Origin of the sequence: Kordia sp. (genome assembly GCF_022447245.1) — a bacterium.
Taxonomy (GTDB): Bacteria; Bacteroidota; Bacteroidia; order Flavobacteriales; family Flavobacteriaceae; genus Kordia.
Map to the genome: position 1 here is coordinate 1 of NZ_JAKVBC010000053.1, position 24,489 is coordinate 24,489.

Sequence of the window (24,489 nt, forward strand, 5' to 3'; positions counted from 1 at the left end):
AACACAGCTGGACAAGTAATTTCTACAGTTGATTTAGATCAAAAAGGAGATCAGGAATTAAATATCAATACAAGAAATTTAGCTTCTGGTATGTACTATTACACATTATATGTTGATGGTAAGAAAGTAGATACTAAGAAAATGATTGTTGAATAATCTAAAAAAAGATCAATTCTTAAAATACAAGGAAAAAGCTTCGTAGTCTACGAAGCTTTTTTTATTTTTAGACCACAGTGATCTCTTCAGCATAAAGTTGATATCACAGATATTCATAAAATGATACCAGCCTAACCACAATATATATGAAAACAGAAAATGTAGACCTCCTCAATACAGGGTTGATAGTGATATCACTTCTGTTTGCCTATTGGTTGCCTTTTGAACTCTTTTTATTTGCCTATGCCGTTCTCGGACCGTTGCACTATTTAACAGAAATCAATTGGATTCGTGATAAAAAATATTTTGTAGCCAGTAAACTCTGGATCTATCTGATTGTGGTTGCGGCTTTTCTGGTTTCTTTGCCTTCGTTGGTATATGTCTTTGCGCCCGAATCAGTTCAAAATTCGAAAGCTGTGCTCTACATTACAAGAGAGTTACCACCGTACTTTGATGCATGCTTGTTTCTTTCGATCATGGCAGCAATCATATTTACGGTATTTAAAAGTAAATCCAGTCAGTATGTAGCATTATTTGTGAGTGTAATATTGGCGTTTTTATTTCATAGTGTACCTTTCTATCATTTGATAATTGGCGTTTTTCTCCCAACCGTAATTCATGTGTACTTTTTTACCATCATGTTTATGTGGTATGGGAATTTAAAGTCAAAGAGTAGAATCGGCTACTTCAATATCATCTTAATGTTTGCCATTCCATTATGCATCATTTTTCTATCCGTGAATCCCATAGATTATATTTTGGGAATTGATACGCAAGAGATTTATAATAACAATAATATGATGGTTTTAAATACAAAAATCTCTGAAGCCATTGGTTTGAGTGAAGGAAATGCACTCGCATATGAAGGAAATGCATTCATCAAAATTCAAATCTTTATTGCCTTTGCATATACCTATCATTACCTAAATTGGTTCTCTAAAACTTCTGTAATAGGCTGGCACAAAAAATTAACACAAAAACGATCGATTATCATTGCATTGTTATGGATCACTTCTGTGGCGTTGTATTATTATAATTATAAGATTGGATTTACCTTGCTTTTATTCTTAAGCTTTGTGCATGTTTTTATGGAATTTCCACTCAATGTGATTTCCATTCGTGCCGTTGGTAAATCGTTCTTGCCTTCTAAAAAATCTTAGCGTATGCGTACTGTATTTTCGTTTTTTTTCATTTTGTTGTTTTTTTCTTGTGCGAAACAACAAAAACAGAAACTACCTGAAAGGAAACCATTTTCGAAAGTAGAAATTACACCCGTTTTCAATGATTCTGTGAGCATAAGAGCCATTGCAGTAACGCCAAACAATGATTTGGTGTATGGAGGAAACAAAACGACTTTGGCACATTATAATGCAACCACGCATCAACATACAAATTTGCTCAAAGAAAAAGCTCCTGATTATTTGGATATAAGTTTTCGAGCAGTAGCGCATATCAACAATACAACGTATGGGATCAGTATTGTGAATCCTGCTTTGTTATATAAAGTTTCTGGTGATGGAACCGTGAAATTGGTATATAAAGAAGTTCATGAAAAAGTGTTTTATGATGCGATTGCTTTTTGGAATACCAAAGAAGGTATTGCTATGGGCGATCCAACAGACGATTGTATCAGCATAATTATTACACGTGATGGAGGTGATTCATGGGAAAAACTGCCATGTGATCTATTGCCGAAAGTAAAAGAAGGAGAAGCTGCTTTTGCGGCAAGTAATACCAATATTGCCATTGTGGGAGATGAAACTTGGATTGCAACAGGAGGAAAAGCGAGTAGAATTCTATATTCTGCTGATAAAGGAAAGACTTGGAAAGTGTATGAAACACCAATTGTACAAGGAGTTGAAACTACAGGAATGTATTCTGTTGACTTTTACGATGCACAAAACGGATTTGCCATAGGTGGCGATTATAGCAAAGCAGATATCAATGAAGCCAACAAAATCAGAACATCTGATGGTGGAAAAACTTGGGAATTGGTAGCAGCAAATACAAATCCAGGATATAGAAGTTGTGTGCAATACTTACCAAACAGTAACGCCAAAGAATTAGTGGCGGTTGGTTTTAAAGGTATTGATTATTCCAACGATTCTGGAAATACCTGGAAACACTTATCAGATGAAGGTTTTTATACCATCAAATTTATCAATGACTCTACAGCCTATGCTGCAGGAAAACATCGTATTGCGAAATTGTTGTTTAAATAAATACTATTCTACAATCGCTCCAACACACTTTTTACGCTATCATGCTTTAACATATACTGCATAAAGTCAAAGGCAGGAACAGCCATAACGCGACTCATTTCGGGTTCAATAATCGTATTAGTTTCAGCAGAGCAACCTTCCATTAAACTTTTTATATAACTATTGTTTTTTTGAATGATGGAAGCAATGCGTTCTACACAAAGTGTATCTTTAACTTTTTGTCCATACATAGCGCGTACATCGCCTAAATCAAATTTGTGAGGCAAGTAGATGCTTTCATAGGTGAAATGGTCGTATTTATCATCTAAAAGCTTGAGTTTGTCTTTTACATAACCAGGAAACATTTCGGTGGCCGCAACAGAGTTTAAAATGGCAGAAATTTCACTAGATTTATTAATAATGCCACCATTACATTCAGCCATCACAGCATCCATCACGAATTTAATATAGGCAGATTTATCATTAATGATATTGATAAACACCGTTTTTTTGTCTTTTGCTGTCGCATCAATTTCATTAATAGCTTCATACAATTTGTAAGCAGATAGTAACCCAGAATTTTCATAAATTCCTCCATCATTATATTGTCCTTTACCTTCAATGGTAGCAGCTGGACTGATCAGCGGAAAACGATTGGTTGTGGAAGCTGCATTATAAAAACTCAAGGTTTTATTATTTCCCAATTCCAAAATATCATTCGCGCCTAAATACAGTACCGATTTCGCATGACTTTTTTCCATAGGAATCGAAACTGCCATTCCTTGCCGTCCTCTAATATTGGTTGTGTTACTAATCAATATTGGAAAGCGCTGATTTCGTTTTTTATACATAGTATACCACAGCTGTCGGTAGGAAGTTGTGTTAAATTCGCTATGCGAAATATCATCATTTGCATACTGTGCATACGTCCACATCGCAGCTGTAGATCGATCCATTCCTATTAGATTTGCAGGTGCTAAAACATGCAAAAGCCAATCGCGACCTAACAAATGTGCTAAATCCATCGATAAAATATTCTCTGTGCCAATTTTTCGAATAATGGAATCTCGAAACTTTAGATCATCATTTTTATGTTTAATAGCAGAATAATTAATCAAGCCAATGGTTCCGCCAGATGCACCAGATAAACATACGGTTTTGTCATACAATGTGCCATCTTTATCCAAGGCATTCAATACAGTCATTGTCCACGCATTGGCTTTCATTCCTCCGCCATAGCAACCAATATAATAGCGTGTGTCTGGTAAATTTTGAATATATTTTTTTAAGTTGATTTTATCTGTTGTAACCGTTTCTTCTATTTGTTTTAACTCAAATAGATTGTTGTTTTTTGATAGGAAGTTCAAGACAACTAAGCCAAGAACAGCTACATACACTACAAAACGGAAGTTTGATTTGTGTTTTTTAGCAAAATCTTCATCGGACAAATTGTAATACATAAAATGCTTCAAAATCACGACCACAATTCCATATAATAAGAAAAAAGCTGAAAGAATAATGATAATTGCATTTACATTCATGGCGTAGGTTGGCCAAATATTTAATGCGATAAAGAATAGTAAATTAGCAAATCCAAAATAGGAAATCACTTTTAAAAAGATAATATTATTACTTGCAGCGCCTAGACTCAAATTTCCAATACTTAATTTGGATAGTTTTTTGAAAAACTTGCTTTGTCCAAAATAGTTGTTCTTTTCAAACATTTGAATAATAGCTTCCTTCTTTTCTTCAAGTGAACGCGGATCTTTTTCATCATACATCAATGGAAAACTATTGATAACAGCATCATTATCTTTATTGAAAAATGAATACTTAAACATGGTTCTAAACGTACGATAATACGTGTAAGTGATGGCTTGAAGCGTAATACAAACTAAGCTTAATATAACCGTCGTATAATTGTATGGATGTTCTGACCAAATCAATAAAAATAGCAAGGCAAAATGTGCTAACAGTGTTATAATTAAAACAATTACATACGTGTGAATAGGATTATTGATTTTTTGTTTTTTGTTTCCTTGCATATAAAGATCATAGCCAGAATCTTTTGCTTCATGCAAACCATGTTTGTAATACAAACGCCATTGATCTTTTTGGTTTTTTAATATATATAGCCATACAATTAATCCTACAATTAACAACCGAACAAATCCGCTTAGTTGTACGCCAAAATCAAAGTTTGTATCTGCTGTATACGCAACCATATAAAACAAAGCTGCATAAAAGAATACACCAATGATACGACGTAAAAAACTCAAATTACTCTCATAAGCTATGCTTTTAGGATCACTTTTGGTGTCTTTATTTTTATACCATATAATTCCAAAAATGCTAAATATTTTGGCAATGCGCCAGTCTTTGTCTTGAAACTTCCGATTGGATTTAGAAAGCAAGAAATAGTTTGGATAGTGAGAAAGTACAATGCAATAAATAGGAGCAAAAGCGAGTAATAATACCAAAACAAACCAATATGGATGGTAATACAAGTCTACAATAATTGAATTCATTTGTGGTGCTTTTGGCAAAGAAAGTCCAATGATGAATAGAAACAGTAAGCTAATCCAAGATGAATACACAAATTCTTTTAGTAATACCAATCTGTTTTTTAACGAAAAACGCATCCAGATGAGCAGTGCCATAAGAAATGTAGCTGCATAAAAGGTAATTTTAATAGTTACAATGGTTTTGGGATATTCTTTGTTCCACAAATAATAGAAATTCTCAATGCAATCAAATGTGTATGCTAAACTGGCGAGTATCAAAAATAGCTTAAAAGCAATTTTTATATTATGCTTTGTGGCTTTGCTGTGCACATATTTTCCAACAATATAAAATAGGAGGAAAGCCCAGATAAAATCAAAGATGAAGAATAAAATAAATACAGATTGCTGATAAATGCTGGTATGGTCCATAAACCAAGTCTTTGTAACTTCTTCCTGTGTAAATTGTGGATGCGTTACCCAATCGTAGATGTGAAACATTTTTCCACAAACAATCATAAGAATACTTAAGATGACAAATACGATCACATGCAATTTTGGAGCATTATGGCGCTCAAAATGTCTAAAAGAATTGAATTGATTTTTATTGGTAAGATTCATCGATGTTGATTTTTCCTAAAGCTACAAATGAATTTTCAAAATAAAAATACTTATGAGTATGTATTTTTTTAGTTGCAGTAGGAATAGGAAAAGGAGCACTAAAAATGCTCCTTTCAACCAATCACCAAAAAATTATAAACAGTGATATATTCATCACTTGTTGATATGCTATATTATTTAGACTGAGTTTTTTAAAAAAGGTTTAAAAACAAAAAGAGCATTTCTTTTGAGGGAAGTGCTCTTTTCTAATCAATGTTTAGGTTTTGAATATAAATATTCTAGGTTTTTTAGGACATTGATCAATTTTTACCGCGTCTTTTGCGAAACTGTTTCATTAATTTTCTATTGAATTCATGTTCTGCTTTTTTCAAACGAATGATTTTTGTAGCAGGTAGAAATTTTCGTAGTTTATTAACTAAATCAACTCTGTTTTCATACACTTGTTTTTCAATAGATTGTATTCTATCTAAAATGTCAGAAGCTTCTTTTTCCGAAATGTTTGTATTTGAACTTACTTCTTTTTTTATCTTATTTAATCCAGCAACGCGCAATTCATGATTTTTATCATCATAGGCATTGTATACTGGCCAAAATTGTTGTGCTTCTTTCTCAGATAAATCTAAATTTTCCGTAAAATACGCAATTTTAAGCTTCTTTATCTTTTCTTTTCCGCCACCTCTTTGAGCTGTTGCTGTAAAAAGCCCAAAACAAACGAGTAGTATAGTAATGTATTTTTTCATCTTTTATTGTTGTTCGGTTAACAAATCGTAAGGATCTATTGTATTTTCTATGTAATCTATCGTGTCTGTTTCGTCTAAGTCTACTTCAAAAGTAGTGGTAATATCTACATTTTCCTCTTCATAAACATCAACTAAATCATAATTATTCAATGCAATCAAATCATTTTCGATAAACTCGTTGATCTCACTATCTTCTATCTTTTCAAGTGCTAACCCATCAGGATTGATATCAGGTCCAATATTTATTAAGTTTATCGCTACAAAAAGTAAAATGCATGCCGCTGCTGCATAACTTATGTATTTTAAATAATCTCTTTTACGCTGTAGCGGAATAACCTTTGATGTTTCTTCTGTACCAAATAATTCTTTTGAAAGCGAATCTTCTAAACTATCAAAATAAGCATCAGGTGTTTGAAAACTTGTTTCTTTTGGAATCACAGACTTGGTGTTCATACGCTCAAAAAGACGATCTTCAAACGAGTTAAAGTACTCTTTTGGAGTATTGAATCCTGTATTGTTGTTATGTAATTCGTTATTTTTCACAATAGTTAGACGCTAATTTATATAAAAGGTTTAATCGGTTAAAAAAGTTTCTATTTTTTTTACTGCGTGATGATATGAAGCTTTCAATGCTCCAACAGAAGTATCTAAAATCTCGCTCATTTCATTATATTTCAAATCATCAAAATACTTCATGTTAAACACAATCTGTTGTTTCTGAGGTAATGTTGCAATGGCTTTTTGTAATTTCAATTGAATTTCATCACCTTCAAAATATACATCTGCTGTTAAGTTATTCACCAATTGTTCTTGCAATTCTTCTGAAGAAATACCAGCTTTCTTTGCGCGTTGATTTATAAAAGTAATCGACTCGTTTGTCGCAATTCGATACATCCAAGAATACAACTTGCTATCGCCTTTAAAATTGTGAATACTTCTAAAAACTTTAATAAATGTATTTTGAAGTACATCATCAGCATCATCATGACTCGTTACCATTCTTCGAATATGCCAATACAAACGCTCTTTGTATGAGGATACAAGTTGACGAAACGCTTTTTCTTGCGTTTGCGGGTTTTTTAAATCATCTATGAGGCTTGTTTCTAAGACGTTCAATTGTGTTTGTTTTATTCTAAGACTAATGAATAGAATAAAGGTTTAATCTAAAGATAAAAAAAACATAATAAAATACAACTGGCTGATTTTAAAGTATAATGAAACATGTGGCGATTTCAGATTTAACTTAAATCGTCTGCATTTGAACCAACTTTGAATACACATGATTATTACTAATCAACTCTTCATGTGTACCTTGCTCTACAATTTCACCTTTTTGCATTACTACAATTAAGTCAGCATTTTGGATAGTAGATAATCTATGTGCAATGACAATAGAAGTTCTATTCTTCATCATATTTTCCAAAGCAACCTGCACCAAACGTTCACTTTCGGTGTCTAGCGCAGAAGTAGCTTCGTCCAGAATCATAATTGGAGGATTCTTTAACACAGCCCTGGCAATACTTAAACGTTGTTTTTGTCCACCAGAAAGTTTTCCTCCAGAATCTCCCACATTATGATCGAGTAATTCAGGTAAGTCTTTTACAAATTCCCAGGCATTGGCAATTTTTAATGCTTCTATCACTTGTTCGTCAGTTGCGTCTTGTTTTCCAAGTTTTACATTGTTACGAATGGTATCATTAAATAAAATAGAATCTTGTGTAACAAGTCCCATTAAATCACGTAACGAAGATTTGGTGAGCGATTTAATGTTATCACCGTCAATTTCAATACTTCCTTCATTTACATCATAAAAACGTGTTACTAGATTGGCAATGGTACTTTTTCCACTTCCAGATTGCCCAACTAATGCTACCGTTTTTCCTTTTGGAACTTTTAGTGAAAAGTTTCTAAGAACAAACTCTTCTTCATATTTAAAAGAAATATTATTAAGTACTACTTCAGAAGTAAAATCTTCTTTGTTAATGGAATTAGGAATATCTGTAATTGGAGACTCTGTACCGAGAATTTCTAATACACGATCCGCAGAAGCATTTCCCGCTTTTACTTTATAGCTGGCTTTACTAATTGCCTTTGCAGGTGTTAAAATATTATAAGCCAAAGCCATATATGTGATAAATTGGTCTGGAGTCATAATTTTATCTATCAAAACCAATTTTCCTCCATATAGCAAGATAATAGCAATCACAACAATTCCTAAGAATTCACTAGTAGGAGAAGCTAAATTTTGTCTATGTGCTAAATTGTTGGAATACTTGTAGAGCTTTTTTGTAGAAGTATTGAATGCGTTATTGAAATGTTTTTCAGCATTAAAGCCTTTGATTACTTTTAGACCATTCAAAGTCTCATCTAGAATAGAAAGAAAGACTCCATTTTCTTTTTGTACACGATCTGAATGTTTTTTTAAGCTTTTTCCAATTTTGGAAATTATAAAACCAGAAATAGGAATGAAAAGAAAAACAAATAATGTAAGTTTAGAACTTATGGAGAACATGACAATTATGGTAAAAAGTATCGTCAATGGTTCTCTGACTAATAATTCTAAAATAGCCAATAAGGAATTTTGAATTTCATTGACATCTCCAGAAATTCTGGCTATTATATCACCTTTTCTTTTTTCTGAAAAATAGGAAATAGGTAATGTAGTTACTTTATGATAAAGATTATTACGAATGTCTTTTAAAATCCCATTTCTTAAATATGCTAAAAAGAAATTTGAAAAATAACCTGCGGCATTTTTTAATAAAAACGTAGAAATAACAATAATAATCATCAAAATAAGTACTGAATATTGTCCGTCAGTTTCTACTTTTTGTGTGATAAAGAAATTTAAATAATCATTCAAATAGTCACCATATCCTCGAATTCCTTCATAATTTTCTCTGATTGGTTCAATTGTAATGCGTTCAGAAGTTTTTAATAAAACTTTTAACATTGGCATTAATGAAACAAAAGAAAGTGTTCCAAATAAAGCATATAAAATATTGAAGAATATATTTAAATACGCGTACCTCTTATAAGGAATAATATAATGAGATAGTTTTTTTATGTAATCCATCTAGTCTAATTTCATTTCTTCCAAGATGCGTTCAATTTTTGCATCGAGTTCATTTTCTACCTTCAAAAAGTCTGCTTTGTTTGTTAAAGGCAGATTTACACTAAAGTAGAATTTAATTTTTGGTTCTGTACCACTAGGTCGTGCTGCAATTTTAGTGCCATCAGCCGTGTAGTAAATCAAAACATTTGACTTCGGGATTGTAATTTCGGATGTTGAACCTGTCTCCATATTAGTCATAGTAGAGGTTTGATAATCCTCAATACGAACTACTTTTGAACCATCAATAGTAGTGAGTGGGTTTTCACGTAAATCAATCATGGTTTGCTTGATTTCAGCGGCACCATCGATTCCTTTCTTCACCAAAGAAATCAACTTTTCTTTGTAAAAACCATGAGTAACATACATGTCAATCAAAGAAGCATAAAAAGAGCTTCCATTGGCTTTTGTTTGTGCTGCAATTTCGCATGCCAATAATGCAGCCGTAACTGCATCTTTGTCACGTACAAATGCTCCTGTCATGAATCCAAAGCTTTCTTCGCCACCTCCAATAAAATCCAAATCAGGGAAGTCTTTGATCATTTTGGCAATCCATTTAAAACCAGTTAGCCCAATTTTGCACTCTACATCGTACGCATTCCCTAACGCTGTCATCATAGGTGTTGATACAATTGTAGAACCTATGAATTGCTTTCCGTTAATTCTGTTTGTATTTTTCCATTGTTGCAACAAGAAATCTGTCATCACAACCATGGTTTGATTTCCATTCAACAAAATCATATTTCCTTCCAAATCACGTACCGCAATTCCCAAACGATCACTATCAGGATCGGTTCCAATCACAATATCAGCATTGGTTTTTTCGGCTAATTGTAATGCCATTTCCAAGGCTTCTGGTTCCTCAGGGTTTGGTGATGCTACTGTTGGAAAGTCTCCATCAGGAGTTGCTTGCTCTTGTACGATATGTACATTGTCATAACCTGCACGTTTTAAAACTTCTGGAATCATCGTAATAGAAGTACCATGAAGTGAAGTAAAAACAATCGTTAAATCGTCTTTGTTTTCTGCTTTGAAATCTGCATTTGCAACACTAGCATTGATAAACGCCTCGTCAACATCGGTATCTACTAAATGAATCAAAGTATCATTTGCATCAAACTGAATTTGCGCAAAATCTAACTGATTAATTTCATTAATGATTTCACCGTCTTGTGGAGGAACAATCTGTCCACCATCAGTCCGGTATACTTTATAACCATTGTATTCTGGTGGATTGTGTGAAGCTGTTAATACTATTCCGCAATGACAATCTAAATATTTTACGGCAAACGATAATTCTGGCGTTGGACGCAAATCTGAAAACAAATACACTTCAATACCATTAGCAGAAAATACATTGGCAACCACTTGAGCTAGAGACTTACTATTATGTCTACAATCGTATGCAATAGCAACTTTTAATTGTTGATTTATGTATGTTTTTTTGAGATAATTACTCAATCCTTGCGTATTTTTTCCAAGAGTATACTTATTAATCCTGTTAGAACCTGGTCCCATAACCCCTCGCATTCCACCAGTTCCAAAAGCTAAATCAGTGTAAAAGCTTTCGGTTAATTCTTTAGGATTTGTATCTATAAGTTTTTGAACTTTTGCTTGTGTATCAGTGTCGAAAACTGGAGTCAGCCATGCAGAAGCTTTATCCAAGATTTTAGCGTCAATCTTTGTCATTTATAGGTCTTTTAAGTAACAAAAATAATGAATTCATTCGGGTTTCTATTTTGATAGTTAAAATATTTTGAATAACTTTAATTACCGATTATACCGCTATGAAAAAAAATCCCCTAAATTTTTTTGCATACTTCTATTTTCCATTGTCTCGGTACAAGCACAACGAGAAGCCGCCCATTGGTTTTTCGGTGTAAACGCAGGTTTAAACTTTAATTCAGGGATTCCTACAAGTTTAGATACGGGACAAGTAAACACCTTAGAAGGATGCTCAACAATTTCTGATGCCAATGGATCACTGTTATTTTATACAGATGGTGTGACTGTTTGGAACCGTATGCATCAAATTATGCCTAATGGGACCGATTTGGTAGGAAGTTTATCAAGTACACAATCTTGTATTATTATTCCAAATCCAGGCAATCCCAATCTCTATTATATTTTTACCACTGATGTGGTAGATGCTTATACTGGAAATGGAACTGGACCGAGTAATGGATTTAACTATTCTGTTGTTGACATGTCGCTCAGCGGCGGAATGGGAAATGTGACGACTAAAAATGTGAATTTGATGACCAATGGTTCAGAAAAAGTAACGGCATCACTTAGTTCTGATGGAAATTATTGGGTAGTTACACATCGAAATTCTCAGTTCTATGCATTTAAAGTTACTACGGCTGGCATAAATGCAATTCCTATTGTTTCGAATACGTCGAATGTAGTTTCTGATTATCGAAATATCAGAGGAAACATGAAAATTTCTCCTGATGGACAAAAGTTAGCCATTGCACATACACTGTTTGAACCAGAACAAGCAGGTTCGTTATATCTGTATGATTTTAACAGCACAACAGGATCTGTGAGTAACGGACAGTTTTTAGCAGATGACATTACTTTTTATGGAGTAGAGTTTTCTTCAAATTCTACACGATTATATGCTTCAGGAAAGTTTTTTTCAACCAGCACATTGTCAAATATTCAAATACAACAATATGATGTTACAGCATCAAATATTCCTAACACAAAATACATTGTACACAACTATCAAGCCGCACAAGTAACACCGTCTTTGGCAGGAAGCTTGCAATTAGGGTTAGATAAGCGTATATATCATTCTTTACCAGCTTCTAGATTATCTACGATTAACACACCTAATCTGTTAGGAGCAGCTTGCGGATTTGATTTTCAAAGTGTTAATTTGGGAACTAATTTTGCTCGTTTTGGATTGCCCGCTTCTGTACAATCATATTTTAAAAGTATTGCCACTATTGAAAATTTCTGTTTAGGCGATCAAACGACCTTTACAGTTACTTCTGAAAATACAATTACTGGCATAAACTGGAATTTTGGCGATCCTGCTTCTGGAAGCGCTAACACAGCTACAGCAATTTCTACGTCGCACGTGTTTTCAAGTGCAGGCGCATTTACCGTTACAGCTGATGTTTCGTATTCAAATGCGCCAAATCAACTATTTACAGAGATTGTAGTTATTAAAGAAATACCAAATATTGCACATTTATTTACAATTGAGCAATGCGATGTTGATGATAATGATAGTGATGGTTTGTCTGTGTTCAATTTGCAAGAAGCCATTACAGTGATTGAAGAAGACAATGGCAATACTAATATTGATGTCATGTTTTTTGAGAGCTTGAATGATGCGCAAATGAATGAAAATATCATTACAAACGATTCATATGCAAATACAGTGAATAATCAAATAATATATGCGCGTGTGTTTACATATGTAGATTGTTACACGATTACACAAGTACGATTAAGTGTAAACTCAGGTAGTAATTTGGGCGTATATGATACTATTGAAGTGTGTGAAGTGGATGATACAAATATCTCCATTTCACAAATAGAAGCTTCGTTAGGAGATGATTTTCCTGATGCTACGATTAGTGTCTATCCAACTAGAGATGATGCATTACTGTTAGAAAATCAACTAAATGATTTTTCATTTATAGATGTAAATACTACCAGTGAATTGTTTTTTAGAGTTTCGTACGGAAGCAATTGTGGTTTTATAGGAAGTGTAGCATTAAATATTGTTGCTCAACCTGCGGTAGAAGATCAACAAGCACTTTTGTGTGGAGATGAAGGTTCTGCTGTAGAATTAGCTTTTGAAGAATCTTTTTCAAGTTATTTATGGTCTACAAATGAAACAACGCCTTCAATTATGGTAACAGAAACTGGAACATATACGGTAATTGTGACCAATAGTGTTGGTTGTGAAAAAGAAGTAAATTATACGGTAATTTCGGAACCACCATTGACGATTGAACGTATAGATATTCAAGATTTTCAAGATGTCAATACGGTTAAAATTATACTGACTCCCGATACCGAACCTGAAAATATAAGTTATTCTGTTAATGGCGGAAATTCATTTTCAACATCAAACGAGTTTGTAAACTTGTATCCTGGCGTATATGATGTAATTGTACGACGTGGAGAATGTAATGCCGCAGCAGAAACTATTTTAGTTGGTGGATTTCCAAAATTCTTTACGCCAAATGGAGATAATATCAATGATACGTGGCAATTGTTGCAAAAAGAATATTATCCAAACGCCACTATAGAATTGTACGATCGTTATGGGAAAAACTTAAACTATATCAAAGCAGATAGTGAATGGGATGGAACCTACAAAGGCGTACCATTACCATCGGGTGATTATTGGTATAAACTAACCTTGGAAAGCGGTAGAATAATTAAAGGAAATGTGACATTGAAGCGTTAAAGATTCTCAGTTTCACTAATATTATAGCGTTCCTTATCGCGTTTACTTCGCAAGACAATTTCGCCTAAAAAACCAGCTAAGAAAAACTGTGTTCCAATAATCATAGTGGATAATGAAATATAAAACCAAGGATTGTCTGTGACAAGAATTGCTTTCAAACCATACGCTAGTTTGTACAATTTCATAATACCAATATAGCCTGCAGCCGCAAATCCTATAAAGAACATAATTACGCCAAGTGCACCAAACAAATGCATGGGACGTTTTCCGAATTTAGACAAAAACCAAATCGTAATCAAATCTAAAAAACCATTGATAAAACGATCGTAGCCAAACTTTGTTTTTCCGTACTTGCGGGCTTGATGTTGTACTACTTTTTCACCAATATTTTGGAAACCTGCATTTTTAGCTAATACAGGAATGTATCTGTGCATTTCTCCATACACATCAACATTCTTTACTACAATATTTTTATAGGCCTTTAAACCGCAGTTAAAATCGTGTAATTTTAATCCAGAAGTGCGTCTTGCTGCCCAATTAAATAGTTTTGAAGGGATATTTTTAGCAATTACGGAATCATAACGTTTCTTTTTCCAGCCAGAAACCAAATCAAATTTCTTCTCTGTAATTAATTTATACAATTCAGGAATTTCATCTGGACTATCTTGTAAATCTGCATCCATAGTAATGACAACATCACCAGAAGCTTCCTTAAAGCCAGCGTGTAAGGCTTGCGACTTTCCATAATTTTGCAAAAAACGAATACCTTTTACTTCTGTGTTTTTTTGAGAAAGTTCATGAATAATTTTCCAAGAATTATCGGTACTTCCATCATCAATAAAAAGAATTTCATACGTAAATTGATGCGCTTCCATGACACGGTAAACCCAAGCATGCAATTCTTCTAACGATTCTTCTTCGTTAAGTAGTGGTATAACTACAGATATATTCATACAGGATTCTTAGGGTTTGCAAATATCTTTGACTTAATAGCTAAAGATGCTAGTAAAGAAAAGAAAAATCCGCTTAATAAACTTTTAAAAACGTTTTCAATAAAAATAGCGAATTTAAAGTTGTCTTTTAAGAACGCGATACTTTCTTGAATTTTTTCATCTGTAAAGTCGCTGTTCTTTCGCAAATCATTTTCGGCAACTACAGCTAATTTATCTACAAAATCAGGTTCAATATAAGAAGCGTGAATAATGATGTAAATCCAAAGCATTAAACTTCCTAAAAGGATGACACCAATTCCAGTTTTTAAACCTTCTCTAATAGAAAAAGGTTCTCCATTACGGCTTACTCTGATGATTGCTAAAATCATGAATATTGCCATTACTGGAAACATTGCTAAAGAATACACATTTTGTGGATCTGTATGAACATTTAGTTTATATTGCAAAATAAAAGAAGCAATTAGGATACATCCAAGTGCGATTCCGAAATGAGATGTTTTTGAAAACATGAAAACGAATTTTATGTAGGACACAAATATAGAAATTCAAGCTTAGAAAATATCAAAAATATTTTTATTTTAATGTTGCACATTCAGAAATAATAATTAAATTTGCACCTCGAAAATTGAGAAAGTTATAAAAGATTACAAAGATGAAACAAGGTATACATCCAGAAAATTATAGAGTAGTAGCTTTTAAAGATATGTCTAACAATGATGTATTTCTTACGAAGTCTACAGTAGATACAAAAGAGACTATCGAAGTTGATGGTACTGAGTATCCACTATACAAATTAGAAATTTCAAGAACTTCACATCCTTATTATACTGGTAAGTCTAAGTTAGTAGATACAGCAGGACGTATTGATAAGTTCAAAAACAAATACGCAAAATTCAAGAAATAAGAATTTTGATCACACAGTACAAAATGTCTTTCAGGAAACTGAAAGACATTTTTTTTTGAAAAATAACTGCAATCGTATTTACAAACGCAAAGCTTTTTTTACATTTACAAAAATTCAGCAAACATGAACTACATTCTCTTTGATGGAACCGTACGTAACGCATTATTACCATTTACATACACAAAACCCGTTGCCGATATACGCGTTGGAATCTTAACAATTCGAGAAAAGTGGGAAGCTCATTTAGGTGGAACCACAACAACAATCACAGAAGAATATTTATCAGAAAAATATCCAATGGTAGAGTTGGAAGAAAATGTGATGATCAATGCTTCTTTTTTGCCAAATGCTGAATTAGTAGCATTAATTCAGGGTTTGACTGAAAAACAAGCCGTTTTTTCAGATGATGAAATTATAGCATTTCATACAACAGATCAGCAAGATGAGGTAGATTTCGATATCTACGAAATTATTTCTTATGCAGAAGAATGTTTGCGAATTGAAAATACTTGGGACATTTTCTCAAAAAATGCAGAAGCTGTTCAAGCGGATTTCGATTTGATTACAAAGGATAGAACATCGCAACCAATTCCAGCGACCGTAAATGTAATTGCTCCCGAAAATATTTTTATTGAAGAAGGAGCAAAGCTTAACTTTTGTACGCTCAATGCAAGTTCAGGGCCAATTTATATAGGCAAAAATGCCGAAATCATGGAAGGTTGTGTAGTGCGTGGTGCATTGGCAATGTGTGAAAACTCAGTGCTAAAACTTTCTGCTAAGATTTACGGAGCAACAACTTTAGGTCCGTATTGTAAAGTTGGAGGAGAAGTGAATAATTCTGTATTAATGGGCTATTCTAACAAAGGACATGATGGATTTTTAGGGAATTCTGTCTTAGGCGAATGGTGCAATATTGGTGCTGATAGTAACAATTCAAACCTAAAAAATAACTATGCTCAAGTGCGTTTGTGGAGCTATGAAACTGAAAACTTTGCAAAAACTGGATTGCAATTCTGCGGACTTATGATGGGCGATCACAGTAAATGTGGTATCAATACGATGTTCAATACGGGAACTGTTGTAGGTGTAAATGCAAATATATTTGGTTCAGGTTTCCCAAGAAATTTTGTGCCAAGTTATAGTTGGGGCGGCGCAAGCGGATTTACGACCTATCTAACTAAAAAAGCCTTTGAAGTAGCCAAAGTTGTGATGGCAAGAAGGAATGTAGAATTTACTTCGGAAGATGAAGCCATCTTAACACAGGTTTTTGAAGACACTAAAAAATGGCGTAAAGACTAGATAAAATTATTATGCTTGAAATTGTAATTCTAGTACTGATATGGAAGCTTTATTATCAATTGGCACAAAAATACAAGCAAAAGCTTGCATGGGTTTATGGTGTTATTGGTATTGTAGTCAATTACGGAGGAGCTTTTTTTGCAGGCATTCTCTTTAGGATTGTATGCAGATTTTCAAGGGTTCAATCCGCTTCAAAGCTTTAGTGACCTTCAACTAACACTTATCTTTATTCCTGTGGCAGCTCTTTGTTGTTGGGGAGTTTATCAATTGCTGAAACGAAAGTGGCATAAGGAATATTTAGAGATAGAACAAAACAAATCTAAAATCTCAGATATAGGAAAATTGGAAGACGAAATTTTTTTGGAAAGATAAAAAATAACTTAGTAAACACGCTACATATAAAAGCCGTTACTTTTTTAGTAACGGCTTGTTTTTTATGATGTATTTTTAAACTTATACTTGATAGACAAACAAAAAGTAATACATTAAAGTAGCAAGAATACAACCTACAATTGAAAACACAACAATAGTTTTACGATGCAATTGACGATTTTCTTGCTGCATACGACGTTTAATTTTATGTAATAAATGTTGAGACGCTTTTTTGTATGTCGGCTTAGAAGACGATTCTACGACAATATACGGTTCAATACGATCAAATTTATTGATGCGTTTGCGTTTATTATTACGTATAATACTGTTAGCGAGTGATAAAAAACCAGACATAATACAGTGTTTTTAAAGGTTAATACTTGTTTTTAATTGATATACATAGGAATTGTAAATCAATACTTCTAAAGAAAACTTAGAAAGCATATTTCAAGAAACCTGAAATAAGCATAATTGTTATCGGAATTGCTATAATAAAAGAGATAATTAACTTATCTCGCTCTTTGCGATTTTGTTTCTTAATTTTTTCTCGAATAGCGCTTAATTGTATCTCTGTAATTTTAGGAGATATATCTTTTCTTTTATAATCTTTATAGTAAAGTCGTTCTTTAGCGAAAGGGTTTCGTTTGTTACGTCTTTCCCTAGTTCTATATAAATCTCCGTGGACGTGAAATGCTGCTCCTGATCCCATAATCTCTTTCTTTTAAATTGAACATATATACTATATCAGTATGAAAAGAAAGGAAAATGTTACATTTGAAACAATTAGTGGGTTTTTTTAACGCGTTTGAGCTCTAGCAGATTTTGAGCATTAATGCCCAAGCCTTGTACATTTTTTTGCGTAAATCGTACTACTTGATCGTAATATAACGGGATTAATGGTGCTTCTGAAATGAGTAACGAATCCATCTTAGTGTACAATTGTGCGCGTACATCCGCGTTGGTTTCTCGTAAAGCGGTTTCGTACCATTCGTCAAACTGTACATTTTTAAAATGTGTGTAATTTGGACCGTTAGGAGCGAAGTTTTTACTGTAAAAAAGAGATAAATAATTTTCAGCATCTGGATAATCGGCAATCCAACTAGCTCTAAAAATTGGCAATTCTCCTTTTGATCGTAGTTCTCGAATGGTAGAAGCAGGAATGACATTTACACTGGCTTTAATACCTGTTTTTTCCAGCTCTCGCTGAATATATTCGCAAAAATTCAAATATTGTCCATTAGTAGTAATGGCAACTTCGGGAGAAGTATTTCCTGTTTCTTGTATGTATTGATTGACTAATTTTTTCGCGAGTTCAGGTTCGTACTCAAATCCTTTGATATTGTCAAAACCAGGTAATCCTTTTGGAATAAAACCATGAATTGCAGGTGTTCCAATTCCACTTCGTAAATACGTTATCATCTTTTTACGATCAAAACTATAATTCATAGCTTTTCGCAACAAATGATGACTGGAGATATTGGTGCTATCGCCAATAAAAATACCTAAATATTCGGTGTTTAAATATGGGCCAGAAATCATATTCACATCTTCAGTGTAAGTTGAACGTAATTGTCCAGCTGCATCCAAAATTTCATCCTGATACGAAGGATCGAGCGAATTTAAAAAGTCTATATTTCCTTGAACAAACTGTAAAAACTCACTTTGTTTGTCTGGTAAAAAAGTAATGGCAATAGCTTCCAAATATGGTAAATTTTCTCCAGAAGCATCTTTTTCAAAATAATTCGGATTTCTGCGTAAAACGAGTTTGGTATTTTCTTCCCAAATTTTAAATTGAAAAGGACCTGTTCCAATCGGATTTGCTCTGAAATCATTGCCATAATGCTCCACAATTTCTTTAGGAACTACCGAGCAATATTTCATCGTAAGCAAACTTAAAAAAGCAGGAAATGGCTGTTTTAACTGAATTTGAAAGGTTTTTGCACCCAAGGCTTTAAAGCTTTCCACACTTTTAAAAATCCAGCGTCCGCTAGAAGCTTATTTATCGTCTAAAATTCGCCCAAAGCTATATTCAAAATCATACGCATTCACAGTTCGTGTACGATCTTTTCCAAACAACTCATGTTCATGAAATTTTACATCTTCACGCAAAGTGAAAATATACGTCAATGCATCATCAGACACTTCCCAAGAAGTAGCGATAGCAGGAATAACATTCAAATCAGAGTCCATTTCCACCAAACCATTAAACAGCTGATGAACTGCCCAAATATTACGTTGATCTTTTGCAAAAGCAGGGTCTAAAGAAGTAATATTTGCATGCTCGTTATAGCGAAAAACTAAATGATCTCTACTTTCTGAAGTGTTTTGTTGGCACGAAATATCAATCAACAATAAACAAAGAATTGATATGTGCTTGAGTATCAATTTAAAATGTTGCATTGTTAATTTTATCATATTCTGAATTAATTGTAAATTTGCAAGCTTTTACCTCTATGAGCGTATTTTTTAGGTATCTTACTACAGGTTTTAAAAGTACATAATAAAAACACAAATCACTACCGTTTTGGTAGAAAAGTACAGGAATGAACGATAGAAAAAGAGTCGCTTTTTACACGCTAGGTTGCAAACTGAATTTTTCAGAAACTTCTACAATTGCACGAAACTTTCAAGATGAAGGATTTGATAAAGTAGATTTTTCAGAAGAAGCTGATATTTATGTGATAAACACATGTAGTGTTACTGAAAATGCTGATAAACGCTTTAAAACTATAGTAAAACAGGCGCAAAAAGTAAATCCTGATGCGTTTGTAGCGGCTGTAGGTTGTTATGCGCAATTAAAACCAGAAGAATTAGCTGCTGTAGATGGTGTAGATTTGGTGCTTGGAGCGACAGAAAAATTCAAAATCACTGATTATATCAATGATCTTTCAAAAAATGATTTTGGAGAAGTACACTCTTGTGAAATTGAAGATGCTGATTTTTATGTAGGAAGTTATTCTATTGGTGATCGTACTCGTGCGTTCTTAAAAGTGCAAGATGGATGTGATTATAAATGTACGTATTGCACCATTCCGTTAGCAAGAGGAATTTCTAGAAGTGACACACTCGAAAATGTTTTAAAGAATGCCAAAGAAATCTCTGAGCAAGACATCAAAGAAATTGTATTGACAGGTGTGAATATTGGTGATTACGGAAAAGGCGAATTTGGAAACAAAAAACACGAACATACTTTCTTAGAATTGGTGCAAGCCTTGGATAAAGTGGAAGGAATTGAACGTTTGCGAATTTCTTCAATTGAGCCAAACTTGCTAAAAAATGAAACGATTGATTTTGTATCAAAGAGCAAAACCTTCGTGCCACATTTTCATATTCCTTTGCAAAGTGGAAGCAATACTTTATTGCGTTTGATGCGACGTCGTTACATGCGTGAGTTATATATAGATCGTGTCACACAAATAAAAGAAGTAATGCCAGACGCTTGTATTGGCGTAGATGTAATTGTAGGATTTCCAGGGGAAACGGACGAATTATTTTTAGAAACCTTTAACTTTTTAGCGGAGTTAAATATTTCATACTTGCACGTATTTACATATTCTGAACGTCAAAATACAGTGGCTGCTGAAATGGAAGGTGTTGTTCCGCAAAACGCACGTAAAAAGCGCAGTAAAATGTTGCGTGGTTTGTCTGTTAAAAAACGTAGAGCATTCTATGAAAGTCAAATAGGAAAGACAAAAACTGTTTTATTTGAAGGAGAAAACAAAGAAGGCTACATTCATGGATTTACGGAAAATTATGTAAAAGTAAAAGCACCTTGGAATCCAGAATTGGTCAATACGCTTCATAAAGTTAGTTTAACAAAAATTGACGATGATGGTATGGTTCGTTTTGATTTTGTAGACGAAACTGTGGCGTTTAGTTAGAAAAAAAATAATATGAAATACACAGTATTATTCCTTTTTGTTGCATTATTTATATCCCGTTCGAGCAAACAAGAAAATGGTATAGGCTTTACCATTGATCCAAGTATTAAAAATGAAGTAGAAAAATATATAGAAGAACTATCAGAGTCAACTTCTTATGCAAAAGACGTGGAAACCTATAATAATAGCGTGTATATAGAAAACTATGTAAACGATAATTTAAAAATGACGACTACAGATTTTTCCAAGAAATAGCTTTTTAAACCGTTTTACTATTGGCATGAAGGTATGCTTAGGATCGATGGGGCTTTTGGGTTATTTGAAGGATTGGGGTTTGATATTCAGATTAAAGACGACAAAGCAACATTGTATCATCTGTTAAGTTCAGATGATACTCCAATGTATACATACACTAAAAATGATGATTTTATTTTTAGGTTAGAAGTGCCTTGTACTGATACAAAAATTGTACTGTCTGAAATTCCTGATCCAGAAAAGTAACAGATCATCTATGGATATGTGGAGTTTAAAAGTGCTGACTTTTACACAATGTCAACCACTTTTCAAGAAGGAAAATCATCACAACTTGATAAGGTGAGAAATAATATGAAAATCTACTTTAGAAGCGGTTTTTTGAAACTTAAGTAAATAACCACTTTGTCGTTTTTGTATGTCTTTGGTACGATTCGTGCAAATATAAAGATATCTGTATCTATCAATTACAAATAGATACTTATATTTATCAGTAAGAATTAATTAAAAACGCCCAGATGAAAACAACACTACTCTCTATACTAGTTTTAACGCTAATAAGTTGTGATGCTTCTACCAAAGAATTTATTGGGAGTTCATGGAAAGTAACGGAACTTAAAACAAATGGAACGTTAGTCAAAGTTACAAACGATGTGGTTTTGACGGTAAAAAGTAAAACAGACTTTTCTTTACAGTTAGATGCGAATAGTTGTTTTGGAACGTATACGATCAAAGGAAAAAACAAAATTAAACTCAATGATATTGGTTGTACGGAAATGTGTTGTGACTCTGATTTTTCAAGAGCAGTTGTAAATGCATTATATAAAGTTTCAAAAATAAACCAAACCAAGGATAAAGTGATTTTATCTTCGGGTATTGTCGAAATTACCTTTATAAAAGTGAACACTTCATCAAAAAGTAAGCTTAGTGAAGCACAAATACGACAAGCTGAAGAAACAACTACACTTGTGGTATCACCAAATCTTAATACGCAAAATACAAGTAATAGCATTCCAAAAGGATCTTATATTGAATTGTACAAATCGCCATGCAAAGGAAATTGCGAAGAGTTTTATATGAAGTTTTATGAAGATGGAACTGTGTATTATACAGGGAAGTTCAATGCGCAAGTGCAAGGAAATCATACAGTAAAGTTGGCGACAAGTAAATCAAAATCATTGTTCAAAGACTTTGAAGAGTCAAACTTCATGAGTCACCAAGACAAATATGAAGATGAAAAAATTATGGATTTACAGAATACATATCTGACGTATAAAGAAAAAAAGATTCAGATTCGTTACAAATACAATGCGCCAAAAGAACTGAAGGCATTGCTTGAAAAAGTAGAGGCGCAGGCAATAGAAGCTTTACATAAGTTAAAACAAAACTAGAATAAACAGACATTTGGACATAAAAAAAAGCGAACTTCTTAGTTCGCTTTTACTTTTTTAAATTCGTACGCCTACAGGCAATAAATCTTTATACTGTTTGTTTTTGCGTAAAAAACTAGCAATCTTTGGACTAGTTGGTACGACTCTCAAATTTCGCTCTTGAATACTATCGAGAACAGTTTTGATAAATGCATTCTTAAAATCTACATCGTCAAGCTCCTCAGGAACGATTAATTTCGTTAAAAATATTTTACGTTCTTGTAATGAATACTCAATCTTAGCAATTCCGTGATTCGTTTTGTGTTCAAATTGACGTAAAAATTCGTTATCATTGATAACAATTGCATTGTCCATAGCAGTTTAATTTTAAATTAATCTTAAAAAAGTGGTGTATTTAGAAGAAATGTTGATTTAACTTTGCAAAGATAAGAAATTTAGAGTAGATTTCCGAGTTTTTAATGTCACTATCTGTATGAATGTAAGTAAAATACAAGTTTATTTTATGCCCGGAATGGCTGCCAATCCTACAATATTCAAGCACATTGTACTACCAGAAGAAGAATTTGAAGTCCATTATTTAGAGTGGTTTCTGCCAGAAAAAAACGAAACTTTAGCGCATTATGCATCAAGAATGGCAGAAAAAGTGAAGCATGATAACGTTATTCTAGTCGGTGTTTCTTTCGGAGGAATTCTAGTTCAAGAAATGGCACGACATATCAATGTGAAAAAGATTTTTGTGATATCAAGTGTAAAAACAAAGCACGAATTGCCGCGTAGAATGAAATTTGCACGCGCTACCAAAGCATACAAACTCTTACCTACAGGATTGGTCAATAATATAGAAGTATTGCGTAAATTTGCTTTTGGCGATTTGGCAACCAAACGTATAGACTTGTATGAAGAATACCTTTCCGTTCGTGATAAAAACTACATAGACTGGTCTATAGCGCAAATTGTCAATTGGAATCAAGAAAAACCGCTGCCAAATACCATTCATATCAATGGTGATAAAGATTTGGTATTTCCGATTCAGCATATTTCCGACTGTTTTTCCATTAAAGGAGGCACTCATATCATGGTGCTTAACAAATTCAAATGGTTCAATGAAAATTTACCAAGATTGATTAAAGAATAAAAAAACTTTCCCTAACTTAACAACAAATTACACCAAATAGCAGGATGATTCTAAATCAGTTTGTTATTTTTGTAATCCCTATCCGACCATTTTTACAATCACACTAATAGTAAGTTAACGAAAATTTTAAAACAAGATACCATGCGCAAAATTAAAAATGGATTTGCTTTTTTAGGATTAATATTCCTCGGAGTTTTATTGATGAATGCTGTACAACAAGATCCAACGATGACAGCAGAAAACGAAGAAGTTGCAACACAAGAAGCAGAAAAAACTTCAGGTGACACCAATGATTATAATGTATATGCGCTAGAAGTTCCTGAAAACTTAGAGTTTGCTGGCGAAAAAGTACCGTTGCATTTGCCAGATATTAAAGAACGTATGGACAGAGAATTGCTAGTAAACACGTATTGGCAATCAAATGGTTTATTATTGTTTAAACGTGCGAATAAGTACTTTCCTATCGTAGAACCAATTTTAAAAGAATACGGAGTTCCTGATGACTTTAAATACTTAGCAGTCATTGAAAGCGGATT

The 24,489-nt window shown here is 33.2% G+C and carries 23 protein-coding genes and 2 pseudogenes; 13 read left to right on the plus strand and 12 right to left on the minus strand.

Going from position 1 to position 24,489, the window contains the following annotated elements; all coding sequences use genetic code 11:
• The 3 genes from MK119_RS24470 to MK119_RS22670 all read left to right on the plus strand — a co-directional run.
• The coding region (locus MK119_RS24470; RefSeq protein ID WP_366512861.1) for a T9SS type A sorting domain-containing protein at positions 1-156 on the plus strand (156 nt) is incomplete at its 5' end.
• A 146-nt stretch (positions 157-302) separates the two neighbouring features.
• Positions 303-1,316, plus strand: a complete 1,014-nt coding sequence (locus MK119_RS22665; RefSeq protein WP_290683725.1) for a hypothetical protein — start codon at positions 303-305, stop codon at positions 1,314-1,316.
• A gap of 3 nt (positions 1,317-1,319) precedes the next feature.
• Positions 1,320-2,378 carry an oxidoreductase gene (locus MK119_RS22670; RefSeq protein ID WP_290683727.1) on the plus strand — a complete coding sequence of 353 codons (1,059 nt, stop codon included), beginning with the start codon at positions 1,320-1,322 and terminating at the stop codon, positions 2,376-2,378.
• Between the two features lie 8 nt (positions 2,379-2,386).
• Here MK119_RS22670 and MK119_RS22675 read toward each other — a convergent pair whose 3' ends face one another.
• From MK119_RS22675 to MK119_RS22700, 6 genes are all read right to left on the minus strand, one after another.
• Positions 2,387-5,479 (minus strand): hypothetical protein, encoded by a 3,093-nt coding sequence (locus tag MK119_RS22675; protein ID WP_290683729.1) that lies wholly within the window; start codon positions 5,477-5,479, stop codon positions 2,387-2,389.
• Between the two features lie 299 nt (positions 5,480-5,778).
• On the minus strand, positions 5,779-6,219 hold the full coding sequence (locus MK119_RS22680) for a hypothetical protein (RefSeq protein WP_290683731.1): 441 nt from the start codon (positions 6,217-6,219) through the stop codon (positions 5,779-5,781).
• Between the two features lie 3 nt (positions 6,220-6,222).
• A complete protein-coding gene (locus tag MK119_RS22685) occupies positions 6,223-6,762 on the minus strand; it encodes a hypothetical protein (protein WP_290683733.1) in 540 nt (179 codons plus the stop codon).
• Positions 6,763-6,792: 30 nt separating this feature from the next.
• Positions 6,793-7,335, minus strand: a complete 543-nt coding sequence (locus MK119_RS22690; RefSeq protein ID WP_290683735.1) for an RNA polymerase sigma factor — start codon at positions 7,333-7,335, stop codon at positions 6,793-6,795.
• A 127-nt stretch (positions 7,336-7,462) separates the two neighbouring features.
• Positions 7,463-9,295, minus strand: coding sequence for an ABC transporter ATP-binding protein (locus MK119_RS22695; RefSeq protein ID WP_290683737.1), 1,833 nt, complete (start codon positions 9,293-9,295; stop codon positions 7,463-7,465).
• Positions 9,296-11,020, minus strand: a complete 1,725-nt coding sequence (locus MK119_RS22700) for a phospho-sugar mutase (RefSeq protein ID WP_290683739.1) — start codon at positions 11,018-11,020, stop codon at positions 9,296-9,298.
• 67 nt (positions 11,021-11,087) lie between these two features.
• Here MK119_RS22700 and MK119_RS22705 point away from each other — a divergent pair, with 67 nt between their 5' ends.
• The gene (locus MK119_RS22705; protein WP_290683741.1) at positions 11,088-13,766 is read left to right on the plus strand and encodes a T9SS type B sorting domain-containing protein; all 2,679 of its coding nucleotides are present in this window, start codon (positions 11,088-11,090) and stop codon (positions 13,764-13,766) included.
• On the opposite strand, the gene MK119_RS22710 is transcribed toward MK119_RS22705, so the two are convergent.
• Both MK119_RS22710 and MK119_RS22715 read right to left on the minus strand, forming a co-directional pair.
• Entirely contained in the window at positions 13,763-14,719 is a 957-nt protein-coding gene (locus MK119_RS22710; protein ID WP_290683743.1) for a glycosyltransferase family 2 protein, read from the minus strand. The two genes, MK119_RS22705 and MK119_RS22710, sit on opposite strands and share 4 nt — an antisense overlap.
• Entirely contained in the window at positions 14,716-15,228 is a 513-nt protein-coding gene (locus tag MK119_RS22715) for a DUF4199 domain-containing protein (protein ID WP_290683745.1), read from the minus strand. Before MK119_RS22715 ends, MK119_RS22710 begins: the two co-directional genes overlap by 4 nt.
• 143 nt (positions 15,229-15,371) lie before the next feature.
• On the opposite strand from MK119_RS22715, the gene MK119_RS22720 reads away from it, so the two are divergent.
• The 3 genes from MK119_RS22720 (at position 15,372) to MK119_RS22730 (ending at position 17,294) form a co-directional block, all read left to right on the plus strand.
• Entirely contained in the window at positions 15,372-15,623 is a 252-nt protein-coding gene (locus tag MK119_RS22720; protein WP_007094320.1) for a type B 50S ribosomal protein L31, read from the plus strand.
• Between the two features lie 123 nt (positions 15,624-15,746).
• Positions 15,747-16,922 carry a GlmU family protein gene (locus tag MK119_RS22725; protein WP_290683749.1) on the plus strand — a complete coding sequence of 392 codons (1,176 nt, stop codon included), beginning with the start codon at positions 15,747-15,749 and terminating at the stop codon, positions 16,920-16,922.
• Between the two features lie 138 nt (positions 16,923-17,060).
• Positions 17,061-17,294, plus strand: coding sequence for a hypothetical protein (locus MK119_RS22730; protein ID WP_290683751.1), 234 nt, complete (start codon positions 17,061-17,063; stop codon positions 17,292-17,294).
• An 81-nt stretch (positions 17,295-17,375) separates the two neighbouring features.
• Here the strand turns inward: MK119_RS22730 and MK119_RS22735 are convergent, their stop codons facing one another.
• From MK119_RS22735 to MK119_RS22745, 3 genes and pseudogenes are all read right to left on the minus strand, one after another.
• Positions 17,376-17,648, minus strand: coding sequence for a hypothetical protein (locus MK119_RS22735; protein ID WP_290683753.1), 273 nt, complete (start codon positions 17,646-17,648; stop codon positions 17,376-17,378).
• A gap of 79 nt (positions 17,649-17,727) precedes the next feature.
• Positions 17,728-18,003 carry a hypothetical protein gene (locus MK119_RS22740; RefSeq protein WP_290683755.1) on the minus strand — a complete coding sequence of 92 codons (276 nt, stop codon included), beginning with the start codon at positions 18,001-18,003 and terminating at the stop codon, positions 17,728-17,730.
• Positions 18,004-18,077: 74 nt separating this feature from the next.
• A pseudogene (locus MK119_RS22745) lies at positions 18,078-19,694 on the minus strand (ABC transporter substrate-binding protein).
• Between the two features lie 143 nt (positions 19,695-19,837).
• Here MK119_RS22745 and mtaB point away from each other — a divergent pair.
• The 4 genes from mtaB (at position 19,838) to MK119_RS22765 (ending at position 22,818) form a co-directional block, all read left to right on the plus strand.
• Complete coding sequence (gene mtaB, locus MK119_RS22750) at positions 19,838-21,175, plus strand: tRNA (N(6)-L-threonylcarbamoyladenosine(37)-C(2))-methylthiotransferase MtaB (RefSeq protein ID WP_290683757.1); 1,338 nt, start codon at positions 19,838-19,840, stop codon at positions 21,173-21,175.
• Positions 21,176-21,187: 12 nt separating this feature from the next.
• Positions 21,188-21,430: a hypothetical protein gene (locus MK119_RS22755; protein ID WP_290683759.1), complete on the plus strand. Its 243-nt coding sequence runs from the start codon at positions 21,188-21,190 to the stop codon at positions 21,428-21,430.
• 33 nt (positions 21,431-21,463) lie between these two features.
• Positions 21,464-21,676, plus strand: a complete 213-nt coding sequence (locus MK119_RS22760; RefSeq protein ID WP_290683761.1) for a hypothetical protein — start codon at positions 21,464-21,466, stop codon at positions 21,674-21,676.
• Between the two features lie 269 nt (positions 21,677-21,945).
• Entirely contained in the window at positions 21,946-22,818 is an 873-nt protein-coding gene (locus tag MK119_RS22765; protein ID WP_290683763.1) for a DUF6438 domain-containing protein, read from the plus strand.
• Between the two features lie 57 nt (positions 22,819-22,875).
• On the opposite strand, the gene MK119_RS22770 is transcribed toward MK119_RS22765, so the two are convergent.
• Complete coding sequence (locus tag MK119_RS22770; RefSeq protein ID WP_290683765.1) at positions 22,876-23,172, minus strand: N-acetyltransferase; 297 nt, start codon at positions 23,170-23,172, stop codon at positions 22,876-22,878.
• A gap of 118 nt (positions 23,173-23,290) precedes the next feature.
• Here MK119_RS22770 and MK119_RS22775 point away from each other — a divergent pair, with 118 nt between their 5' ends.
• Positions 23,291-23,953, plus strand: coding sequence for an alpha/beta hydrolase (locus tag MK119_RS22775; protein WP_290683767.1), 663 nt, complete (start codon positions 23,291-23,293; stop codon positions 23,951-23,953).
• Between the two features lie 141 nt (positions 23,954-24,094).
• A pseudogene (locus MK119_RS22780) lies at positions 24,095-24,489 on the plus strand (lytic transglycosylase domain-containing protein); the annotation flags it as partial.

Bases quoted from the DNA above. Each gene is read 5' to 3' on its own strand.
- MK119_RS22775 (WP_290683767.1), top strand. From the start codon at position 23,291: ATGAATGTAAGTAAAATACAAGTTTATTTTATGCCCGGAATGGCTGCC.
- MK119_RS22680 (WP_290683731.1), bottom strand. From the start codon at position 6,219: ATGAAAAAATACATTACTATACTACTCGTTTGTTTTGGGCTTTTTACA.
- MK119_RS22710 (WP_290683743.1), bottom strand. From the start codon at position 14,719: ATGAATATATCTGTAGTTATACCACTACTTAACGAAGAAGAATCGTTA.
- MK119_RS22675 (WP_290683729.1), bottom strand. From the start codon at position 5,479: ATGAATCTTACCAATAAAAATCAATTCAATTCTTTTAGACATTTTGAG.
- mtaB (WP_290683757.1), top strand. From the start codon at position 19,838: ATGAACGATAGAAAAAGAGTCGCTTTTTACACGCTAGGTTGCAAACTG.
- MK119_RS22760 (WP_290683761.1), top strand. From the start codon at position 21,464: ATGCTTAGGATCGATGGGGCTTTTGGGTTATTTGAAGGATTGGGGTTT.
- MK119_RS22670 (WP_290683727.1), top strand. From the start codon at position 1,320: ATGCGTACTGTATTTTCGTTTTTTTTCATTTTGTTGTTTTTTTCTTGT.
- MK119_RS22720 (WP_007094320.1), top strand. From the start codon at position 15,372: ATGAAACAAGGTATACATCCAGAAAATTATAGAGTAGTAGCTTTTAAA.
- MK119_RS22700 (WP_290683739.1), bottom strand. From the start codon at position 11,020: ATGACAAAGATTGACGCTAAAATCTTGGATAAAGCTTCTGCATGGCTG.
- MK119_RS22740 (WP_290683755.1), bottom strand. From the start codon at position 18,003: ATGGGATCAGGAGCAGCATTTCACGTCCACGGAGATTTATATAGAACT.
- MK119_RS22715 (WP_290683745.1), bottom strand. From the start codon at position 15,228: ATGTTTTCAAAAACATCTCATTTCGGAATCGCACTTGGATGTATCCTA.
- MK119_RS22755 (WP_290683759.1), top strand. From the start codon at position 21,188: ATGAAATACACAGTATTATTCCTTTTTGTTGCATTATTTATATCCCGT.
- MK119_RS22765 (WP_290683763.1), top strand. From the start codon at position 21,946: ATGAAAACAACACTACTCTCTATACTAGTTTTAACGCTAATAAGTTGT.
- MK119_RS22695 (WP_290683737.1), bottom strand. From the start codon at position 9,295: ATGGATTACATAAAAAAACTATCTCATTATATTATTCCTTATAAGAGG.
- MK119_RS22770 (WP_290683765.1), bottom strand. From the start codon at position 23,172: ATGGACAATGCAATTGTTATCAATGATAACGAATTTTTACGTCAATTT.
- MK119_RS22725 (WP_290683749.1), top strand. From the start codon at position 15,747: ATGAACTACATTCTCTTTGATGGAACCGTACGTAACGCATTATTACCA.
- MK119_RS22665 (WP_290683725.1), top strand. From the start codon at position 303: ATGAAAACAGAAAATGTAGACCTCCTCAATACAGGGTTGATAGTGATA.
- MK119_RS22735 (WP_290683753.1), bottom strand. From the start codon at position 17,648: ATGTCTGGTTTTTTATCACTCGCTAACAGTATTATACGTAATAATAAA.